The sequence below is a fragment of the Streptomyces sp. NPDC005898 genome (assembly GCF_040629635.1).
GTDB lineage: Bacteria > Actinomycetota > Actinomycetes > Streptomycetales > Streptomycetaceae > Streptomyces.
The window spans coordinates 1-18,580 of record NZ_JBEXWC010000033.1 but is presented as its reverse complement, the minus strand read 5'-3'; the positions used below and the strand labels follow the sequence as shown (position 1 = coordinate 18,580).

The window sequence follows — 18,580 nt, the reverse complement described above, 5'->3', positions numbered from 1 at the left end:
GTCCGCTTGCGACCGTTTTCTCAGAAAGTCCTCATGATCCCGGGGCGCCCCGACCGTCCGGGCGGACCGGGCTCAGCCCCGGTCCACGAAGCCCGCCTCGTACGCGGCGATCACCGCCTGCGTGCGGTCCCGCGCGCCCGTCTTGGCGAGCACGGACGCCACGTGCGTCTTCACCGTCGCCGCGCCCACCCCCATCCGTCCGGCGATCTCCGCGTTGGTCAGCCCCGCCGCCATCAGCCGCAGCACCTCGCTCTCCCGGCCGGTCAGCCGCGCCACCCACGCGGGCGGCGCCGGCCGCGCCCGCCCGTACTCGGCGGCCAGGGCGCGCACCGCCGCGGGGAACAGCAGCGAGTCGCCGTGCGCCACCACGCGCACCGCCTGGACGAGCGCGTCCGCGTCCGCCCGCTTGAGCAGGAAGCCGGCGGCGCCCGCGCGCAGCGCCTCGTACACGTACGCGTCGTTCTCGAAGGTCGTCACGACCACGATCCGCGGCGGCTCCGACATCGTCCGGAGTATCTGCTCGGTGGCGCGGATGCCGTCGATCTCCGGCATCCGCACGTCCATCAGGACGACGTCGGGCCGCAGCTGCCGCACGACCGACACGGCCTCGGCGCCGGTCGCCGCCTCGCCGACGACCTCGATGCCCGCCTCCGCGGAGAGGATCGCGCGCAGGGCGGTGCGCACCATGCGCTCGTCGTCGGCGAGGACGATCCGGATGGCGGTGGGGGTGGGGGTGGTCGTCATGCGTGTCCCTTCAGCGGAAGTCGTACGTCCAGTCGCCAGGCGCCGTCCGCCGGGCCCGCCGCGGCCGTGCCGCCGAGCAGCCGGGCCCGGTCCGCGATGCCGCGCAGGCCGTGGCCGCCGCCGGGGCGGGTGGCGGGGGAGCGGGGCGGCAGCGGGTTCTCGGCCGTGACGGCCAGGTCGGGGCCGTCCAGGGCGATGCGCAGGCTCACCCGGGCGTCCCCGCCGCCGTGCCGCAGGGCGTTGCCGAGCGCCTCCTGCACGATGCGGTAGGCCTCGCGGGAGACCAGCGGGGGCAGGGTGTCCGGCTCCAGGGCGACGGTGGCGCCGACCCGCAGACCGCTCGCCCTGGTGCGGCGCAGCAGTCCGTCCAGGTCGGTGGCGAGGGTCGGCGCGGGCGCCGTGGAGCGGGCGTCGTCGGCCTCCCGCAACACACCGAGCACGGCGTCGAGTTCGCCGACCGTGCGGCGCGTGGTGTCCTCGATGGCGGCCAGCGCCTCCCGGACGAACTCCGGGTCGTGGTCCAGGACGCGGCGGGCCGCGCTCGCCTGGAGGGTGACGGCGCTCAGCGCGTGGCCCACCGAGTCGTGCAGTTCGCGTGCCAGGCGGTTGCGCACCGCGAGGTCGGCGGCGCGCTGCTCGGCGGCCGCGAGCCGGTCGGCGGGCGTCGGCCCGAGCAGCGCCGGGGCCCAGCGCGCGAGGAGTCCGCCGGACGCGGCCGCGCAGGCGGCGAGCGCCACCAGCGAGGCGCAGCCGACGACCGGCGAGAGCGCCACCAGCCAGGGCTCGCCGAAGACTTCGGGCAGGCCGATGCGGCTGTCGCGGAACACGGCGAAGAACGGCACCGCCAGCAGGACGCACGCGAACGGCGGCAGCGCCAGCGACATGCCGCTGACGAGCCCGCCGAGGCCCAGGTGCAGGGTGAACCACGCGGCGGTCCGCCCGCGTGCCACCCGCCCCCGCGCGGGTCCCTCGGCGAGAGCGCCCTCGGGCACCCCGCACAGGGCGCGGACGGCGGCCACCGACATCGGGCGGGTCAGCGAGAACAGCGCGGTGATCGCGGCCAGCGGCAACCCGGCGGCGAAGGAGGCGAGTTGAGAGGTGAGCGAGCCGAAGAAGCGGTCGTCGTTCAGGAGCGGTCCGACGATCACCGAGCCGACGAAGACGTACGGCATGGCGAGCGCGCCGCCGAGGATCAGATGGACCCACCGGCGGCGCGCCCGGCGCCCGAACAGCGCGATGCCGAGGCCCCTCACGCCGAAGCCCCGCACGCCGGGGAACCCGCCCGCTCCGTGAGGAAGCGCACCCCGACGGCGGCCACGAGCGTTCCGGTGATCATCTGCACAGCGTAGGCGAGGACCGTGACGCCGGGGGGCCGCCTCGTGGCGTCACCGAGACTCATGAGCGAACCGAACAGCAGCCGGCCGCCCCAGAGCCCAGGACCGCGGCGAACCGGCGTTGTCCGCCTCAGAGTCGGCGAGTCGCCAGGGTCAGCCGGTCGCGCGCGTCGAACAGGGCGTCCTTGACCATCTGCTCGTGCGCGGGCGTGAGGCGGGCCACCGGCACCGAGCAGCTGATCGCGTCCCGGGCCGGGGTGCGGTAGGGGATGGCGACACCGAAGCAGCGCAGGCCGAGCGTGTTCTCCTCGCGGTCCACCGCGAAGCCCTGCTCGCGGACCGTGTGCAGCTCCTCGATGAGCTTCTCGCGGTCGGTGATGGTGTGCTCGGTGAGCGCGGGCAGCGCCTGGGGGAGCAGCGCGCGGACCTGCTCGTCGGTGAAGGTGGCGAGCAGCGCCTTGCCGAGCGAGGTGGAGTGCGCGGGCAGCCTGCGGCCGACGCGGGTGAAGGGCCGCAGATAGTGCTGCGACTGGCGGGTGGCCAGATAGACGACGTTCGTGCCGTCGAGCCGCGCCAGGTGGATGGTCTCGGTGGTGTCGTCGGAGAGCCGGTCCAGGGTCGGCCGCGCGGCGGCCACCACCTCGTCGCCGTCGATGTAGGAGGTGCCCACCAGCAGGGCGCGCACGCCGATGCCGTACCGCGTGCCGGTCGCGTCCGTCTCCACCCAGCCCAGCTCGACCAGGGTGCGCAGCAGCATGTAGAGGCTCGACTTGGGGTATCCGACCGCCTCCTGGACGGCCGCCAGGGAGTGCATTCCGGGACGGCCCGCGAAGTACTCGAGGAGTTCCACCGTCCGCACCGCGGACTTGACCTGCGCCCCGCCTCCGGTCTCGCCAGCCGACATCGCCCTTGACCCCTTAGATCGCCGAGAAATACGCTCCGAGTCCCTGCCCGTTCATCAGCGGAGACGTTGTTCAGCATATCGAACAGCGCTGGTGAGCGGCAGACCTCGGCCAGAACGACCGGCATCACCTTTGGAAAGGGAATTCGCGGTGGCAGCAGCACCAGTCTGGAGTGTCGACCCCCGAACCGGGAAGCAGCGCGAGCAGGTTGCGGTGGAAGCCACGGCCGAGGAGGTCGACGGCGCGGTCCGCGCGGCCCGGGACGCGGCGCCCGCCCTCGCCGACCGCGTGGTCCGCGCCGCCTTCCTGCGCACCGCCGCCGAACTGCTCGACGAGGCGAAGGACCACCTCGTGGAGGTCGCCGACGCGGAGACCGCGCTCGGCCCGGTCCGGCTCACCGGTGAACTCGCGCGCACCTGCTACCAGTTGCGGGCCTTCGCGGACCTGGTCGACGAGGGCGCCTTCCTCGGCGTCGTCATCGACCACCCGGACGCCTCGGCGACCCCGCCCATCCCGGACCTGCGGCGCTACAAGCTCCCGCTCGGCGTCGTCGCGGTCTACTCCGCGTCCAACTTCCCCTTCGCCTTCTCCGTGCCCGGCGGCGACACCGCGAGCGCGCTCGCCGCGGGCTGCCCCGTCGTCGTCAAGGCCCACCCCGACCACCCGGGCACCTCCGAGCTGGTCGCCTCCGTGCTGCGCAGGGCGGCGGCCAGGCACGACATCCCCGAGGGCGTCCTCGGCCTGGTGCACGGCTTCGACGCGGGCGTCGAGCTGGTCAAGCACCCGCTGATCGCCGGCGCCGGGTTCACCGGTTCCATCCGCGGCGGGCGCGCCCTGTTCGACGCGGCCGCCGCCCGGCCGGTGCCGATCCCCTTCCACGGCGAGCTGGGCTCCCTCAACCCCGTCGTGGTCACCGAGGCCGCCGCCGCCGAGCGCGGCGAGCAGATCGGCACCGGACTCGCCGGTTCGATGACGCTCGGCGTCGGCCAGTTCTGCGTCAAGCCGGGTCTCGTCCTCGCCCCCGAGGGCGCGGCCGGCGACCGGTTCGTGAAGTCGCTGACCGAGGCGGTCGCCGACACCGAGGCCGGGGTGCTCCTGGACCACCGGATGCGCGACAACTTCGTCGCCGGGGTACACGAGCGCGCCGCGCTCCCCGACGTCCAGGCCCCGGTGACCCCGGGCGCCGGCGGCGAGCACACCGTCAGCGCCGGCTTCCTCACGGTCCCGGCCGCGCGCCTGGCGGGCGAAGGGCCGCACGACCTGCTCCTGGAGGAGTGCTTCGGCCCGGTCACCGTCGTCGCGCGCTACACCGACGACGCGGAGATCACCGCCGTCCTCTCGCGCCTGCCCGGCAACCTCACCGCGACGGTGCAGCTCTCCACCGACGAGGCGGCGGGCGTGAGCGCGCGCGGCGCCGAGCTCCTGGCCGAGGTGACCCCGCTCGCCGGGCGCGTGCTCGTGGACGGCTGGCCCACCGGCGTCGCCGTCGCGCCCGCCCAGCACCACGGCGGGCCCTACCCCGCCACCACGTCCACGTCGACGTCCGTGGGCGGCACGGCCATCGAGCGCTGGCTGCGCCCGGTCGCGTACCAGAACACCCCCGAGGCCCTGCTCCCGCCGGAGCTGCGCGACGCCAACCCGCTGGGGCTGCCGAGGAGGGTGGACGGGCGGCTGGAGCACTGACCCGCGGCGGGCCCGGGGCGGGGCCCGGCCGTCCCGGGCCTCACACCGTCACCCGGGTCCCGGTGGCCGCCGCCCGCCCGATCGCGTCCAGCAGCCGGTGGCGCCGCACTGCGTGCGCGAAGTCCGGCGTGTGGGCGGTGCCCTCCGTCAGGTCGCCGAGGATCCGGGCGTACTGCGCCCCCACGTTGTAGGCCACTTCGTACGACGGCACGGCGCGCAGCTCGTCCAGTTCCGGCACGGCGAAGTGGCGTGCGGGCACCGGGAGTGCGGTGAGGCCCCGCTCCGTGCCGCGTCCGCCGCGCACGGTCACCGCCGCCTGCTGGAGGTGGCCGGATTCGCCGGTGACGACGAGGTCCCCGTCCGTGCCGTTGATCTCCCAGTGGAAGTTCGTGCCCCGGGACAGGCCGGAGCGGAAGTGCGCCGAGACGACCGCGCCCGAGGCGAGCCGCCCCGACATCGCCACCTGGTCGGCGGCCGTCATCGGGGCGGCGCGTCCGGTGCCCGCCTCGCGTACGACGGGACGCCGCGTCGCCAGCGTCGCGGAGACCTCGGTGAACTCCCCGAGGGCCATGGTGAGCGCGTCGACGGTGTGCCCGAAGGGGATCGTCAGCATCGTGGCGCCGTTCCGCTCGTCCAGCAGATAGGCGCCGCTCGGCTCGAACGTGGGCCCCCACCCGCGCCCCGAGGCCACCAGGCTCGTCGACAGGACCTCGCCCACCCGGCCCTCGGCTACCAGTTCCCGTACGTACCGCACCGGAGGCGCCGAACGGGCCTGGAGCCCGACGAACGTCCGCACCCCGGCCCGGTCCGCGGCCGCCGCCAGTTCCTCGGCCTCGGCGAGGCCGTTGCCGAGCGGCCACTCGCACAGGACCGCCTTGCCCGCGTCGAGCGCGGCGAGGACCGCCTCGCGGTGCAGCGGCACCCGCACGCTCACCACGACGAGGTCGACCTCGTCGCTGCGGACGAGTTCCCCGGTCGACCCGAAGGCCAGCGGCACCCCGTACTTCTCGCCCGCCGCCCGCGCGGACGCCTCGCTCGACGCGGACAGGGCGCGCAGCTCGTACCCCTTGAGGCGCGAGAGCGCCGGCAGATGGGAGCGGGACGCCCAGCCGCCCCGGGCCGACAGGCCGACGAGGCCGACCCGCACGGGCGAGGAGGGGGAGAGGCGGGAGAGGGGGGAGACGGAGGAGAAGCCGGGAGAAGTCATGAGCGGGACCGTAGGGCGGACCGCCCGGTCACCCGCAAGGGACCCAACTATATTGGGGGAACCATGACTGGTCAGACCCCTGATGAGCGCCCCGGCGCGGCCGCTCGGCCGCACGACATCTACGGCCTGCTCTGCCCCGGCCGCGAGGTCTTCGAGCTGCTCGTCCACAAGTGGACGGGGCTCGCCATCACCGCCCTGGAGGACGGCCCGCGCCGCTTCGGCGAACTGCGCCGCAAGCTGGAGGGCGTCAGCCCCAAGGCGCTCACCCAGACCCTGCGCCGCCTGGAGGAGAAAGGCCTGGTCACGCGCACCGTGTACGCCGAGGTCCCGCCCCGCGTCGAGTACGAGCTGACCGGCCTCGGCCGCGGCGCCCTGGAGCCGCTCGCCCACCTGCGGACCTGGGTCAGGGCGAACGCGGGAAAGTTCGCGGCGGGGGAATGAGCCGCTTTGCCCGTGCGTTGACGCCCTGAGCGGAGGCTCCCTCCGCACCGACCGCCGCGTACCGCCGCGGCCGCGTACCGCACGACCCGGAAAGAGCCACACATGCGCGTCGAGATCTGGAGCGACATCGCCTGCCCCTGGTGCTACGTGGGCAAGGCCCGCTTCGAGAGGGCCCTCGCCGCCTTCCCGCACCGCGACGGCGTCGAGGTCGTGCACCGCTCCTTCGAGCTGGACCCCACCCGCGCCAAGGGTGACAGCGGCCCGGTGATCCCGATGCTCATGCGCAAGTACGGCATGAGCGAGGACCAGGCCCGCGAGGGCGAGCGCCGGCTCGGCGAGAACGCCGCGGCGGAGGGCCTGGAGTACCGCACCGAGGGCCGCGACCACGGCAGCACCTTCGACATGCACCGCGTCCTGCACCTCGCCAAGGAGCGCGGCAGGCAGGACGAGCTGATCGGCCTGCTCTACCGCGCCAACTTCGCCGAGGAGCGGTCCGTCTTCGAGGACGACGAGCGCGTCGTGGCGGCCGCCGTCGAGGCCGGCCTGGACGCCGACGAGGTGCGTGCCGTGCTCGCCGACCCCGCGAAGTACGCCGACGACGTGCGCGCCGACGAGCGCGAGGCCGCCGAACTGGGCGCGACCGGCGTGCCGTTCTTCGTCCTCGACCGCACCTACGGCGTCTCCGGGGCCCAGCCCGCCGAGGTCTTCGCGCAGGCCCTGGAGCAGGCGTGGGGCAACCGCTCGCCGCTGACCACCCTCGCGGACAGCGACGGCGGCGAGGCGTGCGGGCCGGACGGATGTGCGGTTCCGCAGGGCTGACCGCTCACGTAGGTTGATCTTCATGACACTCATGGGGATCAGCGACGGCACCGGCCTCGCGGGGGAGTTCGCCCCGACGACGACCTACCTCAACACCGCGAGCTACGGCCTGCTGCCGCGCCGCGCCGCCGAGGCCGTCGGGGCCCTGACGGCGGAGATCGCCTCCGGCGGGCGCGTCGGCTCCGGCGACTTCGCCACGGTCGACGCGGCGCGCCGGTCCTTCGCGCGTCTGGTCGGCGTGGACCCCTCGCGGGTGGCGACGGGCGGTTCGGTGGCCGTGCACGTCGGTTTGATCGCCGCGTCGCTCCCGGCGGGCGCCGAAGTGCTCTTCCCCGAGGGCGACTTCTCGTCCCTGATCAACCCCTTCGTGCTCCGGGGAGATCTCGAGCCGAGGTTCGCGCCGCTGGCGGAACTCGCCGACGCGGTCGGCCCCCGGACCGCGCTGGTGGCGTTCTCCACCGTCCAGTCGGCCGACGGCAGGACGGCGGACTGCGCCGCGATACGCGAGGCGGCGGCCGCCCACGGCGCGCGCACCCTCGCCGACGCCACCCAGTCGGTGGGCTGGCTGCCGTTCGACGCCGGGGCGTACGACTACACCGTCACCGGCGCCTTCAAGTGGCTGCTCTGCCCGCGCGGCACGTCCTTCCTCACGGTGGGCGAGGCGGCGCAGGAGTCCCTGGTGCCGCTGCACGGCGGCTGGCTCGCGGCGGCCGACGGCTGGGAGTCGACGTACGGCCCGATCGGTGAAGTGGCCCCGGACGTCCGCAGGTTCGACGAACCGCCGGCCTTCCTCGCCTACCACGGGGCCGCGGCGGCGCTCTCGCTCGTCGAGGAGGTGGGCGTCGCGGCGATCCACGCGCACGACGTGGCGCTCGCCGAGCGCTACCGCGCGGGGCTCGCGGAACTGGGCCACACCCCGGTGCCGGGCACCGCGGCGATCGTCTCGGTCCCCGGCCTCGCCGACCGCGAGCCGGAACTGGCCCGCGCGGGCATCATCGCCTCCGCCCGGGCCGGCCACCTGCGCGCCACCTTCCACCTCTACAACACCGAGGCGGACGTGGACCGCCTCCTCGACGCGCTGTCGAACTGAGCCCCCCGGCGCCGCCGTCCCCCACGCCGACCCAACCGCCCCGCCGACGGCCCCCGCGGCGGAATGGCCGTCCGGTCGACCGCCCGCGCGGCAGGCCGACCGCCTGGCAGCAGGACTGTACGGCCACCGGCCCGCCCGGCGGCACGGCCGCCCGGCACGGAATGGCCGCCCGGCCGACGGTCCGCGCGGCGGAATGGCCGTCCGGTCGACCGCCCGCGCGGCAGGCCGACCGTCTGGCGGCAGGGTTGTACGGCCGCCGGCCCGCGCGGCGGTACGGCCCGCGCGGCAGGCCGACCGTCTGGCGGCAGGGCTGTACGGTCGTTGGCCCGCCCGGCGCGGAATGGCCGTCCGGCCGACGGCTCGCCCGGTGGAACGCCCGCCCGGCCGATGGCCCGCCCGGTGGAACGCCCGCCCGGCTGACGGCCCCCGCGGCGGAACTGCCGTCCGCCCGACGGACCGTCCGCCCGACGGAACTGCCGTCCGCCCGACGGCCCCCGCGGCCGGCAGAAAGGGCCCCGCCAGGCGTCGGCTCAGCGGCGCGACGCCCGCTCCCGTGTCGCCTCCTCCGCCCGGCGCTCGGGGCAGTCCGCCGTCTCCGTGCAGAGGTTCGTCTCCACCCGGGTGAGCAGCCGCAGCAGCTCCCCGCGCTCGGCCTCGTCCAGGCCGGCCAGCGTGTGCCCCTCCAGCTCGCCCCAGGCCCGCTCCACCTGCGCGAGCAGCCCGCAGCTCGCGTCGCTGGCCTCGACGAGCACCGCCCGGCGGTCGGCCGGGTCGGGGCGCCGGCGCACGTGCCCCGACTGCTCCAGGCGCTGGAGCATCTTGGTGACCGTCGACGGGTCGAGGTCCACGGCCTTGATCAGCTCGGACTGCCGCACCGGACCGGCGTCCCACAGGTGCATCATCACGAACTCCTGGCCCGGGTAGAGGCCGACCCCCTTCAGGACCTTGCCCGCGGCGATGCGGTGCAGCCGCGCCACCCGGCTGAGCGCGTGACTGACGGGGCCCGCCCCGGCCACCTGGGGGAGCCCGGGGGGACAGGCGGGGTCGGCCGCTTCGGTCGGTGCGGGGTCGGCCTTCATCACGTGCTCCTGCGGGTCATCGGACGTCTTCCGAAAAGTTTACCTTGGTCGGCCAAGGAATGGGTTACAGTGCAGTCCGGCGCGTTACTTGGCCGACCACATAAATCTTGTCAGGGAGTTCTGATGACCACCGCGTTCGACCCGATCGACCTGTCCGGAACCTCGCTCGCCAACCGCATCGCCATGGCCCCCATGACACGAAGCCGCGCAGGCCAGGGCGGTGTGGTCACGGACCTGACCGTCGAGTACTACGCCCAGCGCGCCTCCGCCGGCCTGATCATCACCGAGGGCATCCAGCCTTCTGTGGTCGGCCAGGGATATCCCGATACGCCGGGCCTGCACAGCCCCGAGCAGATCGCCGGCTGGCGCAAGGTAACCGACGCCGTCCACGCGGCGGGCGGCACGATCTTCGCCCAGCTCATGCACGTCGGCCGTATCGGCCACCCGGTCCTGCTCCCCGAGGGCGAGGTCAACGTCGCGCCCTCCGCGGTCGCCGCCACGGGCCAGGTCTACACCGCCGAGGGCCCCAAGGACTTCGTCACCCCGCGCGAGCTGACCGACGCCGAGATCCGCGCCACCATCGCCGACTTCGCCGCCGCCGCGCGGGGCGCGATCGACGCGGGCTTCGACGGGGTGGAACTGCACGGCGCCAACGGCTACCTCATCCACCAGTTCCTCGCGCCCAACACCAACCTGCGCACCGACGCGTGGGGCGGCTCCGTGGAGAACCGCCTGCGCTTCGCCGTCGAGGTCGCCAAGGCGGTCAGCGCGGAGATCGGTGCCGCCCGCACCGGCATCCGCCTCTCGCCCGGCAACCCCTTCAACGACATCGCCGAGCCCGACCCGGAGCCGACGTACACCGCGCTGGTCAAGGAGCTGGCGGCGCTGGACCTCGCGTACCTGCACATCCTGGAGGCGGGCGAGATCCGCGAGCTGACCGACCGGCTGCGCCGGGACTTCGGCGGGACGCTCATCCTGAACCCGCGGACCGAGGGCCCCACCGGCCAGGACGCCCTCGCCCTCGTCGAGGACGGCACCGCGGACATCATCGCGTTCGGCGCGCTCTTCCTCGCCAACCCCGACCTGCCGGCCCGCCTGCAGGCCGGCGGCCCGTACAACACACCCGACCCGGCGACCTTCTACGGCGGCGCGGAGAAGGGATACACGGACTACCCGGCGCTGTAACACCGACAAAGCTGTGACACCGACAAAGCTGTAGCACCGACTAAAAGGCCGGTGGTCCGGCACCCACGGGGGGTGCCGGACCACCGGCCCGTCTGCGCCAGGTCACCCCACCGGGGTGAAGTCCCGCGCCCCGATGAACTCGGGCCTGCGCACCGGCGCCGCGAACGGCTCGACGGCGGTGTTCTCCACGCTGTTGAAGACGATGAAGACGTTCGACCGCGGGTAGGGCGTGATGTTGTCCCCGGAGCCGTGCATGGCGTTGCAGTCGAACCAGGTGGCCGAGCCGGCCTCGCCGGTGAAGAGGCGGATGCCGTGCTCGGACGCGAGGTGCGTCAGCGTCTCGTTCGACGGGATGCCCGCGTCCTGCATCTGGAGCGAGCGCTTGTAGTTGTCCTTCGGCGTGGCGCCCGCGCAGCCGAGGAACGTCTTGTGCGACCCCGGCATGATCATGAGACCGCCGTTGGTGTCGTGGTTCTTCGTCAGCGCGATCGACACCGAGACGGTGCGCATGTTGGGCAGGCCGTCCTCGGCGTGCCAGGTCTCGAAGTCCGAGTGCCAGTAGAACCCGGAGGCCCCGAACCCCGGCTTCACGTTGATCCGCGACTGGTGGACGTACACGTCGGAGCCGAGGATCTGCCGGGCCCGGCCCACCACGCGCGGGTCGGCCGCCAGCTTGCCGAACAGCTCGCTGATCTTGTGCACCTCGAAGATCGAGCGGATCTCCTGCGAGCGCGGCTCGACGATGGAACGCTCGTCCGCGCGCATCGCGGGATCGTGCATGAGCCGTTCCAACTCGGCGTGGTACGTGGCCACTTCGTCCGAGGTGATCAGCTGGTCGATGGCCAGGAAGCCGTCCCGCTCGAACCCCGCGAGATCCCCGGCCGCGATCGGCCCCCGCGTACCCGGCTCGGACCACACCACCGGGTCCTTGCGTTCGATGAGCACCTCTTCGGCGCCTCGGGTCGGGTACAGGTCAATGGTGCGTTCGGGTGCGGTGGTCATGGTGTTGCCTGCCTCTCCTCTCGTACGGCCCTGTGCGGGATGTCGGCCGACTCGGCCGACCGGCGCGCGGCACTCAGCCCTCGTCGTCCTCCGTCAGCAGCGGGTACACGCCGTTCTCGTCGTGGTCCTCACGGCCGGTGACGGGCGGGTTGAAGACACACAGGCAGTGGAAGTCCTCCTTGATCCGCATGGTGTGCTTCTCGTGCCCGTCGAGCAGGTACATCGTGCCGGGCGTGATCGTGTACTTCTCGCCGGTCGTGTCGTCGGTCAGCTCGGCCTCGCCCTTGGTGCAGACGACGGCCTCGATGTGGTTGGCGTACCACATCGACGTCTCCGTGCCCGCGTACAGGATGGTCTCGTGCAGGGAGAACCCGACACGCTCCTTGGCGAGGACGATGCGCTTGCTCTCCCAGGTACCCGACTTGGCCTTCACATGCCGGTCGGTGCCTTCAATGTCCTTGAACGAACGGACGATCACGGTGTGGTGTTTCCTTTTCTCTTACGTCGTGCGGGGCTCGGACTCTCGCTCGCTCAGGCGGTCTCGCGGACCGCCCGGGCCAGCGTGCGCAGCCCCTCGTCCAGCTCGTCGGGGGTGATCGTCAGCGCCGGGAGGAGCTTGACGACCTCGCCCTCGGGGCCGGAGGTCTCGATGAGCAGGCCCAGTTCGAAGGCCCGCTTCGCCACGGCGCTCGCGCGGTCCTTGTCCAGGAACTCGATGCCCCAGACCAGGCCGCGGCCGCGGAACTCCTTGATCTCGGTCCGGTTCTCCTCGACGATGGCGGCCAGCGCCTGCTCGACCTGCTCGCCGCGGGCGCGGGTCTGCTTCTCCATGGCCGAACCGTCGGTCCAGTACGTCTCGAGGGCGGCGGCGGCGGTGACGAACGCCGGGTTGTTGCCGCGGAAGGTGCCGTTGTGCTCGCCCGGCTCCCAGACGTCCAGCTCCGGCTTGAACAGGCACAGCGACATCGGCATGCCGTAGCCGCTGATGGACTTCGACACCGTCACGATGTCCGGCGTGATGCCCGCCTCCTCGAAGGAGAAGAAGGCGCCGGTGCGGCCGCAGCCCATCTGGATGTCGTCGACGATCAGGAGCATGTCCCAGCGCTCGCACACGTCGGCGAGCTTGCGCAGCCACTCGGCGCGGGCGACGTTGATGCCGCCCTCGCCCTGCACCGTCTCCACGATGACGGCGGCGGGCTGGTTGAGGCCCGAGCCCTGGTCCTCAAGGAGCCGCTCGAACCAGATGAAGTCGGGGGTCTGGCCGTCGAGGTAGTTGTCGAACGGCATCGGCGTGCCGTGCACCAGCGGTATGCCGGCGCCCGCCCGCTTGAAGGCGTTGCCGGTCACCGCGAGCGAGCCGAGCGACATGCCGTGGAAGGCGTTCGTGAACGACACGATCGACTCGCGGCCCTTGACCTTGCGGGCCAGCTTCAGCGCCGACTCCACGGCGTTGGTGCCCGTCGGGCCCGGGAACATGACCTTGTACGGCAGGTCGCGCGGGCGCAGGATGATGTTCTGGAACGACTCCAGGAAGTTGCGCTTCGCGCTCGTCGACATGTCGAGGCCGTGCACGACGCCGTCGCGCTCCAGGTAGTCGATCAGCGCGCGTTTGAGCACCGGGTTGTTGTGCCCGTAGTTGAGCGAGCCGGCCCCGGCGAAGAAGTCGAGGTACTCATGGCCGTCCTCGTCGTACATGCGGCTGCCCTGCGCGCGGTCGAAAACCGTAGGCCAACCGCGGCAGTAGCTGCGCACCTCCGACTCCAGGGTCTCGAAGACGCTCAGGTCGGGCTGGGTGATGGTCACAGCGGATCTCCTGGGAGATGGAAAGTCGTGGGAGTGGGGGGTATGGACGTGCGGGGGGAGGGCAGCGAGGGCGCCGGGGCTCAGTGGCCGATCGGGCCGATGCGGTAGAGCACCTCTGACTCGTGCCCGTCATCAGGGAAAAGACCCGCGTCGAAGAGGACCTTCCGCTCGACCGACGCGCCGTGCCGTCGCGCGTAGGAGAGGAAGAGCCGCTCGGACGCCGTGTTGTCCGGCGTGATGGTCGTCTCGATCGTGGTCAGCCGGCGTTCGGCGGCGACCTTCGCGGTCAGCCCGTCGAGCAGGGCCCCGGCGAGGCCGCGGCCGCGCTGCTCGTGGTCGACGGCCACCTGCCAGACCAGCAGGGTGTCCGGGCGCTCGGGCCGGATGTAGCCGGTGACGAAACCGGCCGGCTCGCCGTCGGCGCCCCGGGCCACCACCGAGGTCGCCGCGAAGTCGCGGCACCACAGCAGGTAGCTGTACGAAGAGTTGAGGTCCAGCACCTTGGAGTCGCGGGCGATCCGCCAGATGGCGGCGCCGTCGGCGACAGCGGGGGTGTCGAGTCGCAGCCCCTCCGGCATTTCCAGGAATTTCGCTCGCAGGTCGGTCGGTAGATCGGCTTGTGCAGCGGTCATGCGAAGTGAATTTACCGAGCAATTTCTTGAATTGCATCGGGGGGAGGGGTTACGCCAGCGCTTGTCATGTGTTATCGCGCGTAGGTGTGCGCACACATGAGGAGTTCACGATATGGCCCGATTTGACCTGGACATACAGGGATGAAAAGGGTGCGATGTGGAGTGTGTCACACGAGGGAAACCTCCTCGTGATGCGCTCGAATCACGCCGTTCGGCCCTGACGAAACCTTAGTGTTTAGGGTCGTGGAAATCGGGCAGGAGGAGACTGCAAGCTGTGCTGTTAAAGAATTCGTGAGAATGCGCGGGGGAATTGCGGGACGATGCTCGGTGAGAGCTTTGCGGGAACGCCCGATTCATGTTCCCGTCACGCCGTCGATGCGTTCCCGCAAGAGATCCGCGTGGCCGTTGTGCCGCGCGTACTCCTCGATGAGGTGGACCAGGATCCAGCGGAGGCTGACCGCCTCCGCGCCGCCCAGGACGGCCGCCTCCTGAGGCCCGAGCCGCCCCGTGTCGTCCAGCGAACGCCCCGCGCAGATCTCGCGGTTCACGGCGACCTCGCCCTCCCACACCGCGAGCACCTCGGCGAACGTCCGGGACCGGTCCGGGGTGAAGCCGCTCGGGTCCCGGTGGAGCGGCGGCGCCTCGCGCCGGGCGAACACCCGCTGGATCCAGTTCCGTTCGACCTCGGCCAGGTGCTGCACCAGGCCGAACAGCGAGAGGGTGGACGGCTCGACCGGCGTACGCAGCGTCTGCTCGTCGTCGAGGCCCGCGCACTTCAGGGCGAGCGTCGCGCGGTGCATGTCGAGCCAACCCGCCAGCATGGCGGGCTCGTCGGCGGTCGGGGGCGGGATGCGGCGGCCGTCCGGAAGCGTGGTCATGCCCCGCACGCTGCCATGCGAGGACCCCGCGGGGGAAGAGCCGCCCGCGGGGCTCCCGGCAGCGACTCGGACGGCCGGGGGCCGCTCAGCGCCAGGCGTCGGTCACCGCGCGCCGGGCCGCCTCCAGGTCGACCGTGAGACCGGCCTCACCCATCGCGGCGCCGAGGGCCGCCAGACAGGCGTGCACGACACCGCGCGTCGCGTCCGGCCCGTAGTGGTTGACCCGGATCATCTCCCTGGCCAGCGCCCCGCCCCCGGCGACCAGCGGCAGCACCGGGTCGGCGGCCAGCGCCTTGGCGACCAGCTCCGAGGCGTCGGTGCCGGCGGGAGTGCGCAGGGTGGTGGCGACCGGCGCCGCGTCCACGGCCTCGCGCACATAGGGCGCGAGGCCGCCGCCGAGCGCGAGCGCGCCCGCGCGGGTGGCGGCGGCAGCGGTGGCGTGCCGCGCCGTCACGGCGGCCAGGCCCTCGGTCTCGATACGCTCCACGCAGGCCTCCAGGGCCAGCATCTCCAGCTGCGCGGGCGCGTGCAGCAGGGCCTTGCGGCCGGCGTCGATCCAGCGCTCCTTCCAGTCCAGGAGGGAGAGGTAGGAGCGGCGGGGCGCCCGCGGGTTGGCGGCGATGCGCTGCCAGGCCCGCTCGCTCACCGACACCGCGGAGACACCCGCGGGGCCGCCCATCGCCTTCTGCGCGCCGATCACGCACAGGTCCACGCCCCACGCGTCGGGCAGCAGCGGCTCGGCGGCCACCGAGGCGACCGCGTCCAGCATGAACAGGGCGCCGTGCGCGCGCACGACCTCACCGATCTCCGCGACCGGGTTGGTGTTGCCGGTGGCGGCCTCGGCGTGCACCAGCGACACGAAGTCGATCTCCGGGTGCTCGGCGAGGGCCCGGCGCACCTGGTCGGCGGTGACGGCCGTGTGGAACGGCACGGCGAGATCGACGACCGTGGCACCGCAGTCCCGCAGCCAGTCGCCGAAGGTCTGCCCGTAGGGGCCGGTGATCACGTTCAGCGCGGTCGTGCCGGGTCCCGCGACGCCCCGGATGCATCCCTCCAGGGGCAGCAGGGCCTCACCCTGCATGATCACGACGTCCTGCCCGGTGTCGAGCAGCCGGGCCACCCGCGCCTCGATGGCGGCGAAGTGCTGGGCGCTCAGCGGCGCCAGATCCAAAAAGGGGTGCGTCACAGTACTGCTCACGTCACTGCTCACTTCGCTCACGAGTTCGTCCGGGCTGCGGTACGAGCGTACCGACCGGCCCGTGCGGCGGCGTTCCCAGCGCCCCGTACCGCCCGCCCGGAGCGCCTCCTAAGCTGCTGCCATGAGTGATCACGCGGTGCTGCACGTGAAGGGGCGGGTGCTCGTCGGGCCCGAGGACGTACGGGACGAACTGTGGGTCGTCGGGGGCAGGGTGACCTATCAGCGGCCCGTCGCCCCGGCCGCCGAGACGGTCACCGTCGAGGGCTGGGCACTGCCCGGCCTGGTCGACGCGCACTGCCACGTCGGCCTGGACGCGCACGGCCCCGTCGACGCCGACACGGCCGAGAAGCAGGCGCTGACCGACCGCGGGATCGGCGCCCTGCTCCTGCGGGACGCGGGCTCGCCCTCCGACACCCGCTGGATCGACGACCGCGAGGACCTGCCGAAGATCATCCGGGCGGGCCGGCACATCGCCCGCACGCGCCGCTACATCCGCAACTACGCCCACGAGATCGAGCCCGAGGAGCTCGTCGCGTACGTCGCCCAGGAGGCCCGGCGCGGCGACGGCTGGGTCAAGCTCGTCGGCGACTGGATCGACCGCGAGGCCGGCGACCTGACGGCCTGCTGGCCGCGCGACGCGGTCCGGGCGGCGATCGCCGAGGCGCACCGGCTCGGCGCCCGCGTCACCGCCCACTGCTTCGCCGAGGACTCCCTGCGGGACCTGGTCGAGGCGGGCATCGACTGCGTCGAGCACGCCACGGGCCTGACGGAGGACACCATCCCGCTCTTCGCCGAGCGGGGGGTCGCGATCGTGCCGACCCTCGTCAACATCGCCACCTTCCCCGACCTGGCCGCGGGCGGCGAGAAGAAGTTCCCCCGCTGGTCGGCCCACATGCGCAGGCTGCACGCCCGCCGCTACGACACGGTGCGCGCCGCCCACGACGCCGGCATCCCCGTCTTCACCGGCACCGACGCGGGCGGCTCCCTGCCGCACGGCCTGGTCGCCGCCGAGGTCGCCGAGCTGACCCGCGCCGGCATCCCGCCCCTGGCCGCGCTCTCCGCGACGACCTGGTCCGCCCGCGCCTGGCTCGGCCGCCCCGGCCTCACCGAGGGCGCCCCGGCCGACCTCGTGGTCTACGAGTCGGACCCCCGCCAGGACGTACGGGTCCTCGCGGCACCGCGGCGGGTGGTCCTGAACGGCAGAGTGGTGAGCTAGCCGGAACCCCTCGACGGAGGCGGCAGGTTGACCGGGCGTTACGCGAGAGCCGCGCCCCTCGTTTGTCCGGGCTGATTCGGGGGCGTTGGACAGCCGCCGTACCGGAAGCGGGTGAGCAACGGGTGGTTCCGGGGAACGCACGTGCCGGAAGATTCGAAAGCAAGGTCGGAAACCGCCCTTTGGAGTGAACTCACGTCTCGTTGCTGACTGTTCACTCTGAGTGCGTAAAGATTCCCGCGTCGCCCCCGTCGATGGCGGGCGACGCCCTCGGCGCGCACGTGATGTCCCCATGTGGCGTGCGCCGCCGACGGCCCATGTCTCCCGTGGGGGTTCCACCACCTTGAACAGCAACACCTTCCGCATGCCCGCCCGCCGCCGTCTCGCCGTCGTGGCCACCGCCACCGCCCTCGCCGCCGGTCCCGCGGCGCTCACGGGCGCCGGGACCGCGCAGGCGACCGGCGGCGACCACGACCGCGGCGGCCGCGCCGACGCCGTCGTCCTGCGGACCGGGCTCGACGTCTCCTTGCTCGACAAGACCGTGCGCGTCCCGCTCCGGGTCTCCCTCAACGAAGTGCAGGCCCCCGCCTCCGCCGACAAGACGGCGCTCACCGCCCGCCTGGACGGCATCGACGGCGGACGGCCGTTCACCGTGCTGCGCGCGGACGTCGCCACGGCCAAGGCGACCGTCGAGGGCGGCCGGGCCGAGGGCCGCAGCAGCGTCGTGCGGGCCAAGATGCACGTGCCGGGGCTGCCGCTGCTCTCCCTCGTCGAGGTCGACCAGGTCACCGCCAAGGCCGTCTGCGAGACGGGCAAGCGGCCCGTCGCCGAGGCGAACGTCCTGGGCGGGGTGACCGTGCTCGGCAAGAAGGTCACGCTGAGCGCCGGACAGGCGACGGAGGTCAAGGTCCCCGGGGTCGGGGAGGTGCGGCTCGACCTGTCGAAGACGCACACGACGTCGCGTACGGCGGCGGCGTCCGCGCTGGAGCTCAAGGTGTCGGTGAACCCGCTGAAGCTGAACGTCGCCGAGGTCGAGGGAACGGTGAAACTGGCGGGGGCCGGCTGCGAGGCGCCGGAGCCGGCGCGGCGGCCGGGCGGCGCGAAGCCGCAGGGCGAACCGGCGAAGCCGGCCGCGCCGAAGGCCCCCGAGGCGAACCTCGCCGAGACCGGCGGCAGCTCGGCCACGCCATACGTGGCGGGCGGCGCGGTCCTGCTCCTCCTCACAGGCGCCGGCGGCCTGGCCCTGACCCGCCGTGGCCGGAACTGACACCACTCCCTGGCCCCTACGCCAGCCGCCCCACGTGGGGCAATCGGGTGGGTGGGCGGGAAACATCCGCCGCGCAGCGGCGGCACAGCCAGGCCCCTACGCC

The 18,580-nt window shown here is 73.1% G+C and carries 19 protein-coding genes; 7 read left to right on the top strand and 12 right to left on the bottom strand.

Going from position 1 to position 18,580, the window contains the following annotated elements; translation table 11 throughout:
• Positions 1 to 72: 72 nt before the first annotated feature.
• The 4 genes from ABZ385_RS30145 to ABZ385_RS30130 form a co-directional block, all read right to left on the bottom strand.
• Positions 73 to 744: a response regulator transcription factor gene (locus tag ABZ385_RS30145; protein ID WP_358913901.1), complete on the bottom strand. Its 672-nt coding sequence runs from the start codon at positions 742 to 744 to the stop codon at positions 73 to 75.
• A complete protein-coding gene (locus ABZ385_RS30140; protein ID WP_358913900.1) occupies positions 741 to 1,997 on the bottom strand; it encodes a histidine kinase in 1,257 nt (418 codons plus the stop codon). Before ABZ385_RS30140 ends, ABZ385_RS30145 begins: the two co-directional genes overlap by 4 nt.
• Positions 1,994 to 2,143, bottom strand: a complete 150-nt coding sequence (locus ABZ385_RS30135) for a hypothetical protein (RefSeq protein WP_358913899.1) — start codon at positions 2,141 to 2,143, stop codon at positions 1,994 to 1,996. The genes ABZ385_RS30140 and ABZ385_RS30135 overlap by 4 nt, the downstream gene beginning before the upstream one ends.
• A gap of 65 nt (positions 2,144 to 2,208) precedes the next feature.
• The gene (locus tag ABZ385_RS30130; RefSeq protein WP_358588126.1) at positions 2,209 to 2,982 is read right to left on the bottom strand and encodes an IclR family transcriptional regulator; all 774 of its coding nucleotides are present in this window, start codon (positions 2,980 to 2,982) and stop codon (positions 2,209 to 2,211) included.
• A gap of 148 nt (positions 2,983 to 3,130) precedes the next feature.
• Here ABZ385_RS30130 and ABZ385_RS30125 point away from each other — a divergent pair, with 148 nt between their 5' ends.
• On the top strand, positions 3,131 to 4,663 hold the full coding sequence (locus ABZ385_RS30125; protein ID WP_358913898.1) for an aldehyde dehydrogenase (NADP(+)): 1,533 nt from the start codon (positions 3,131 to 3,133) through the stop codon (positions 4,661 to 4,663).
• A 40-nt stretch (positions 4,664 to 4,703) separates the two neighbouring features.
• On the opposite strand, the gene ABZ385_RS30120 is transcribed toward ABZ385_RS30125, so the two are convergent.
• On the bottom strand, positions 4,704 to 5,870 hold the full coding sequence (locus tag ABZ385_RS30120; protein WP_358913897.1) for a Gfo/Idh/MocA family oxidoreductase: 1,167 nt from the start codon (positions 5,868 to 5,870) through the stop codon (positions 4,704 to 4,706).
• Positions 5,871 to 5,933: 63 nt separating this feature from the next.
• Here ABZ385_RS30120 and ABZ385_RS30115 point away from each other — a divergent pair, with 63 nt between their 5' ends.
• The 3 genes from ABZ385_RS30115 to ABZ385_RS30105 all read left to right on the top strand — a co-directional run bounded on the left by ABZ385_RS30115 (position 5,934) and on the right by ABZ385_RS30105 (position 8,220).
• Positions 5,934 to 6,311 (top strand): helix-turn-helix domain-containing protein, encoded by a 378-nt coding sequence (locus ABZ385_RS30115; RefSeq protein ID WP_358913896.1) that lies wholly within the window; start codon positions 5,934 to 5,936, stop codon positions 6,309 to 6,311.
• Positions 6,312 to 6,413: 102 nt separating this feature from the next.
• On the top strand, positions 6,414 to 7,130 hold the full coding sequence (locus ABZ385_RS30110) for a DsbA family oxidoreductase (RefSeq protein ID WP_358913895.1): 717 nt from the start codon (positions 6,414 to 6,416) through the stop codon (positions 7,128 to 7,130).
• Between the two features lie 22 nt (positions 7,131 to 7,152).
• Positions 7,153 to 8,220, top strand: coding sequence for an aminotransferase class V-fold PLP-dependent enzyme (locus tag ABZ385_RS30105; RefSeq protein ID WP_358913894.1), 1,068 nt, complete (start codon positions 7,153 to 7,155; stop codon positions 8,218 to 8,220).
• Between the two features lie 530 nt (positions 8,221 to 8,750).
• On the opposite strand, the gene ABZ385_RS30100 is transcribed toward ABZ385_RS30105, so the two are convergent.
• Positions 8,751 to 9,299: a MarR family winged helix-turn-helix transcriptional regulator gene (locus tag ABZ385_RS30100; protein ID WP_358913893.1), complete on the bottom strand. Its 549-nt coding sequence runs from the start codon at positions 9,297 to 9,299 to the stop codon at positions 8,751 to 8,753.
• Positions 9,300 to 9,422: 123 nt separating this feature from the next.
• Here ABZ385_RS30100 and ABZ385_RS30095 point away from each other — a divergent pair, with 123 nt between their 5' ends.
• Complete coding sequence (locus ABZ385_RS30095; protein WP_358588143.1) at positions 9,423 to 10,484, top strand: alkene reductase; 1,062 nt, start codon at positions 9,423 to 9,425, stop codon at positions 10,482 to 10,484.
• Between the two features lie 102 nt (positions 10,485 to 10,586).
• On the opposite strand, the gene thpD is transcribed toward ABZ385_RS30095, so the two are convergent.
• The 6 genes from thpD to ABZ385_RS30065 all read right to left on the bottom strand — a co-directional run bounded on the left by thpD (position 10,587) and on the right by ABZ385_RS30065 (position 15,985).
• On the bottom strand, positions 10,587 to 11,486 hold the full coding sequence (thpD, locus tag ABZ385_RS30090; protein WP_358588145.1) for an ectoine hydroxylase: 900 nt from the start codon (positions 11,484 to 11,486) through the stop codon (positions 10,587 to 10,589).
• Positions 11,487 to 11,559: 73 nt separating this feature from the next.
• Entirely contained in the window at positions 11,560 to 11,964 is a 405-nt protein-coding gene (locus tag ABZ385_RS30085) for an ectoine synthase (protein WP_055536365.1), read from the bottom strand.
• A gap of 53 nt (positions 11,965 to 12,017) precedes the next feature.
• Entirely contained in the window at positions 12,018 to 13,289 is a 1,272-nt protein-coding gene (gene ectB, locus ABZ385_RS30080; RefSeq protein ID WP_358588148.1) for a diaminobutyrate--2-oxoglutarate transaminase, read from the bottom strand.
• An 80-nt stretch (positions 13,290 to 13,369) separates the two neighbouring features.
• Positions 13,370 to 13,921: a diaminobutyrate acetyltransferase gene (gene ectA / locus ABZ385_RS30075; RefSeq protein ID WP_358588150.1), complete on the bottom strand. Its 552-nt coding sequence runs from the start codon at positions 13,919 to 13,921 to the stop codon at positions 13,370 to 13,372.
• A 353-nt stretch (positions 13,922 to 14,274) separates the two neighbouring features.
• On the bottom strand, positions 14,275 to 14,799 hold the full coding sequence (locus ABZ385_RS30070; protein WP_358913892.1) for a DinB family protein: 525 nt from the start codon (positions 14,797 to 14,799) through the stop codon (positions 14,275 to 14,277).
• 85 nt (positions 14,800 to 14,884) lie between these two features.
• Positions 14,885 to 15,985, bottom strand: coding sequence for an aminotransferase class V-fold PLP-dependent enzyme (locus ABZ385_RS30065; RefSeq protein ID WP_358588157.1), 1,101 nt, complete (start codon positions 15,983 to 15,985; stop codon positions 14,885 to 14,887).
• 133 nt (positions 15,986 to 16,118) lie between these two features.
• On the opposite strand from ABZ385_RS30065, the gene ABZ385_RS30060 reads away from it, so the two are divergent.
• Positions 16,119 to 17,213 (top strand): amidohydrolase family protein, encoded by a 1,095-nt coding sequence (locus tag ABZ385_RS30060; protein WP_358588155.1) that lies wholly within the window; start codon positions 16,119 to 16,121, stop codon positions 17,211 to 17,213.
• A gap of 340 nt (positions 17,214 to 17,553) precedes the next feature.
• Positions 17,554 to 18,477 carry an SCO1860 family LAETG-anchored protein gene (locus ABZ385_RS30055; protein ID WP_358913891.1) on the top strand — a complete coding sequence of 308 codons (924 nt, stop codon included), beginning with the start codon at positions 17,554 to 17,556 and terminating at the stop codon, positions 18,475 to 18,477.
• Positions 18,478 to 18,580: the final 103 nt, after the last annotated feature.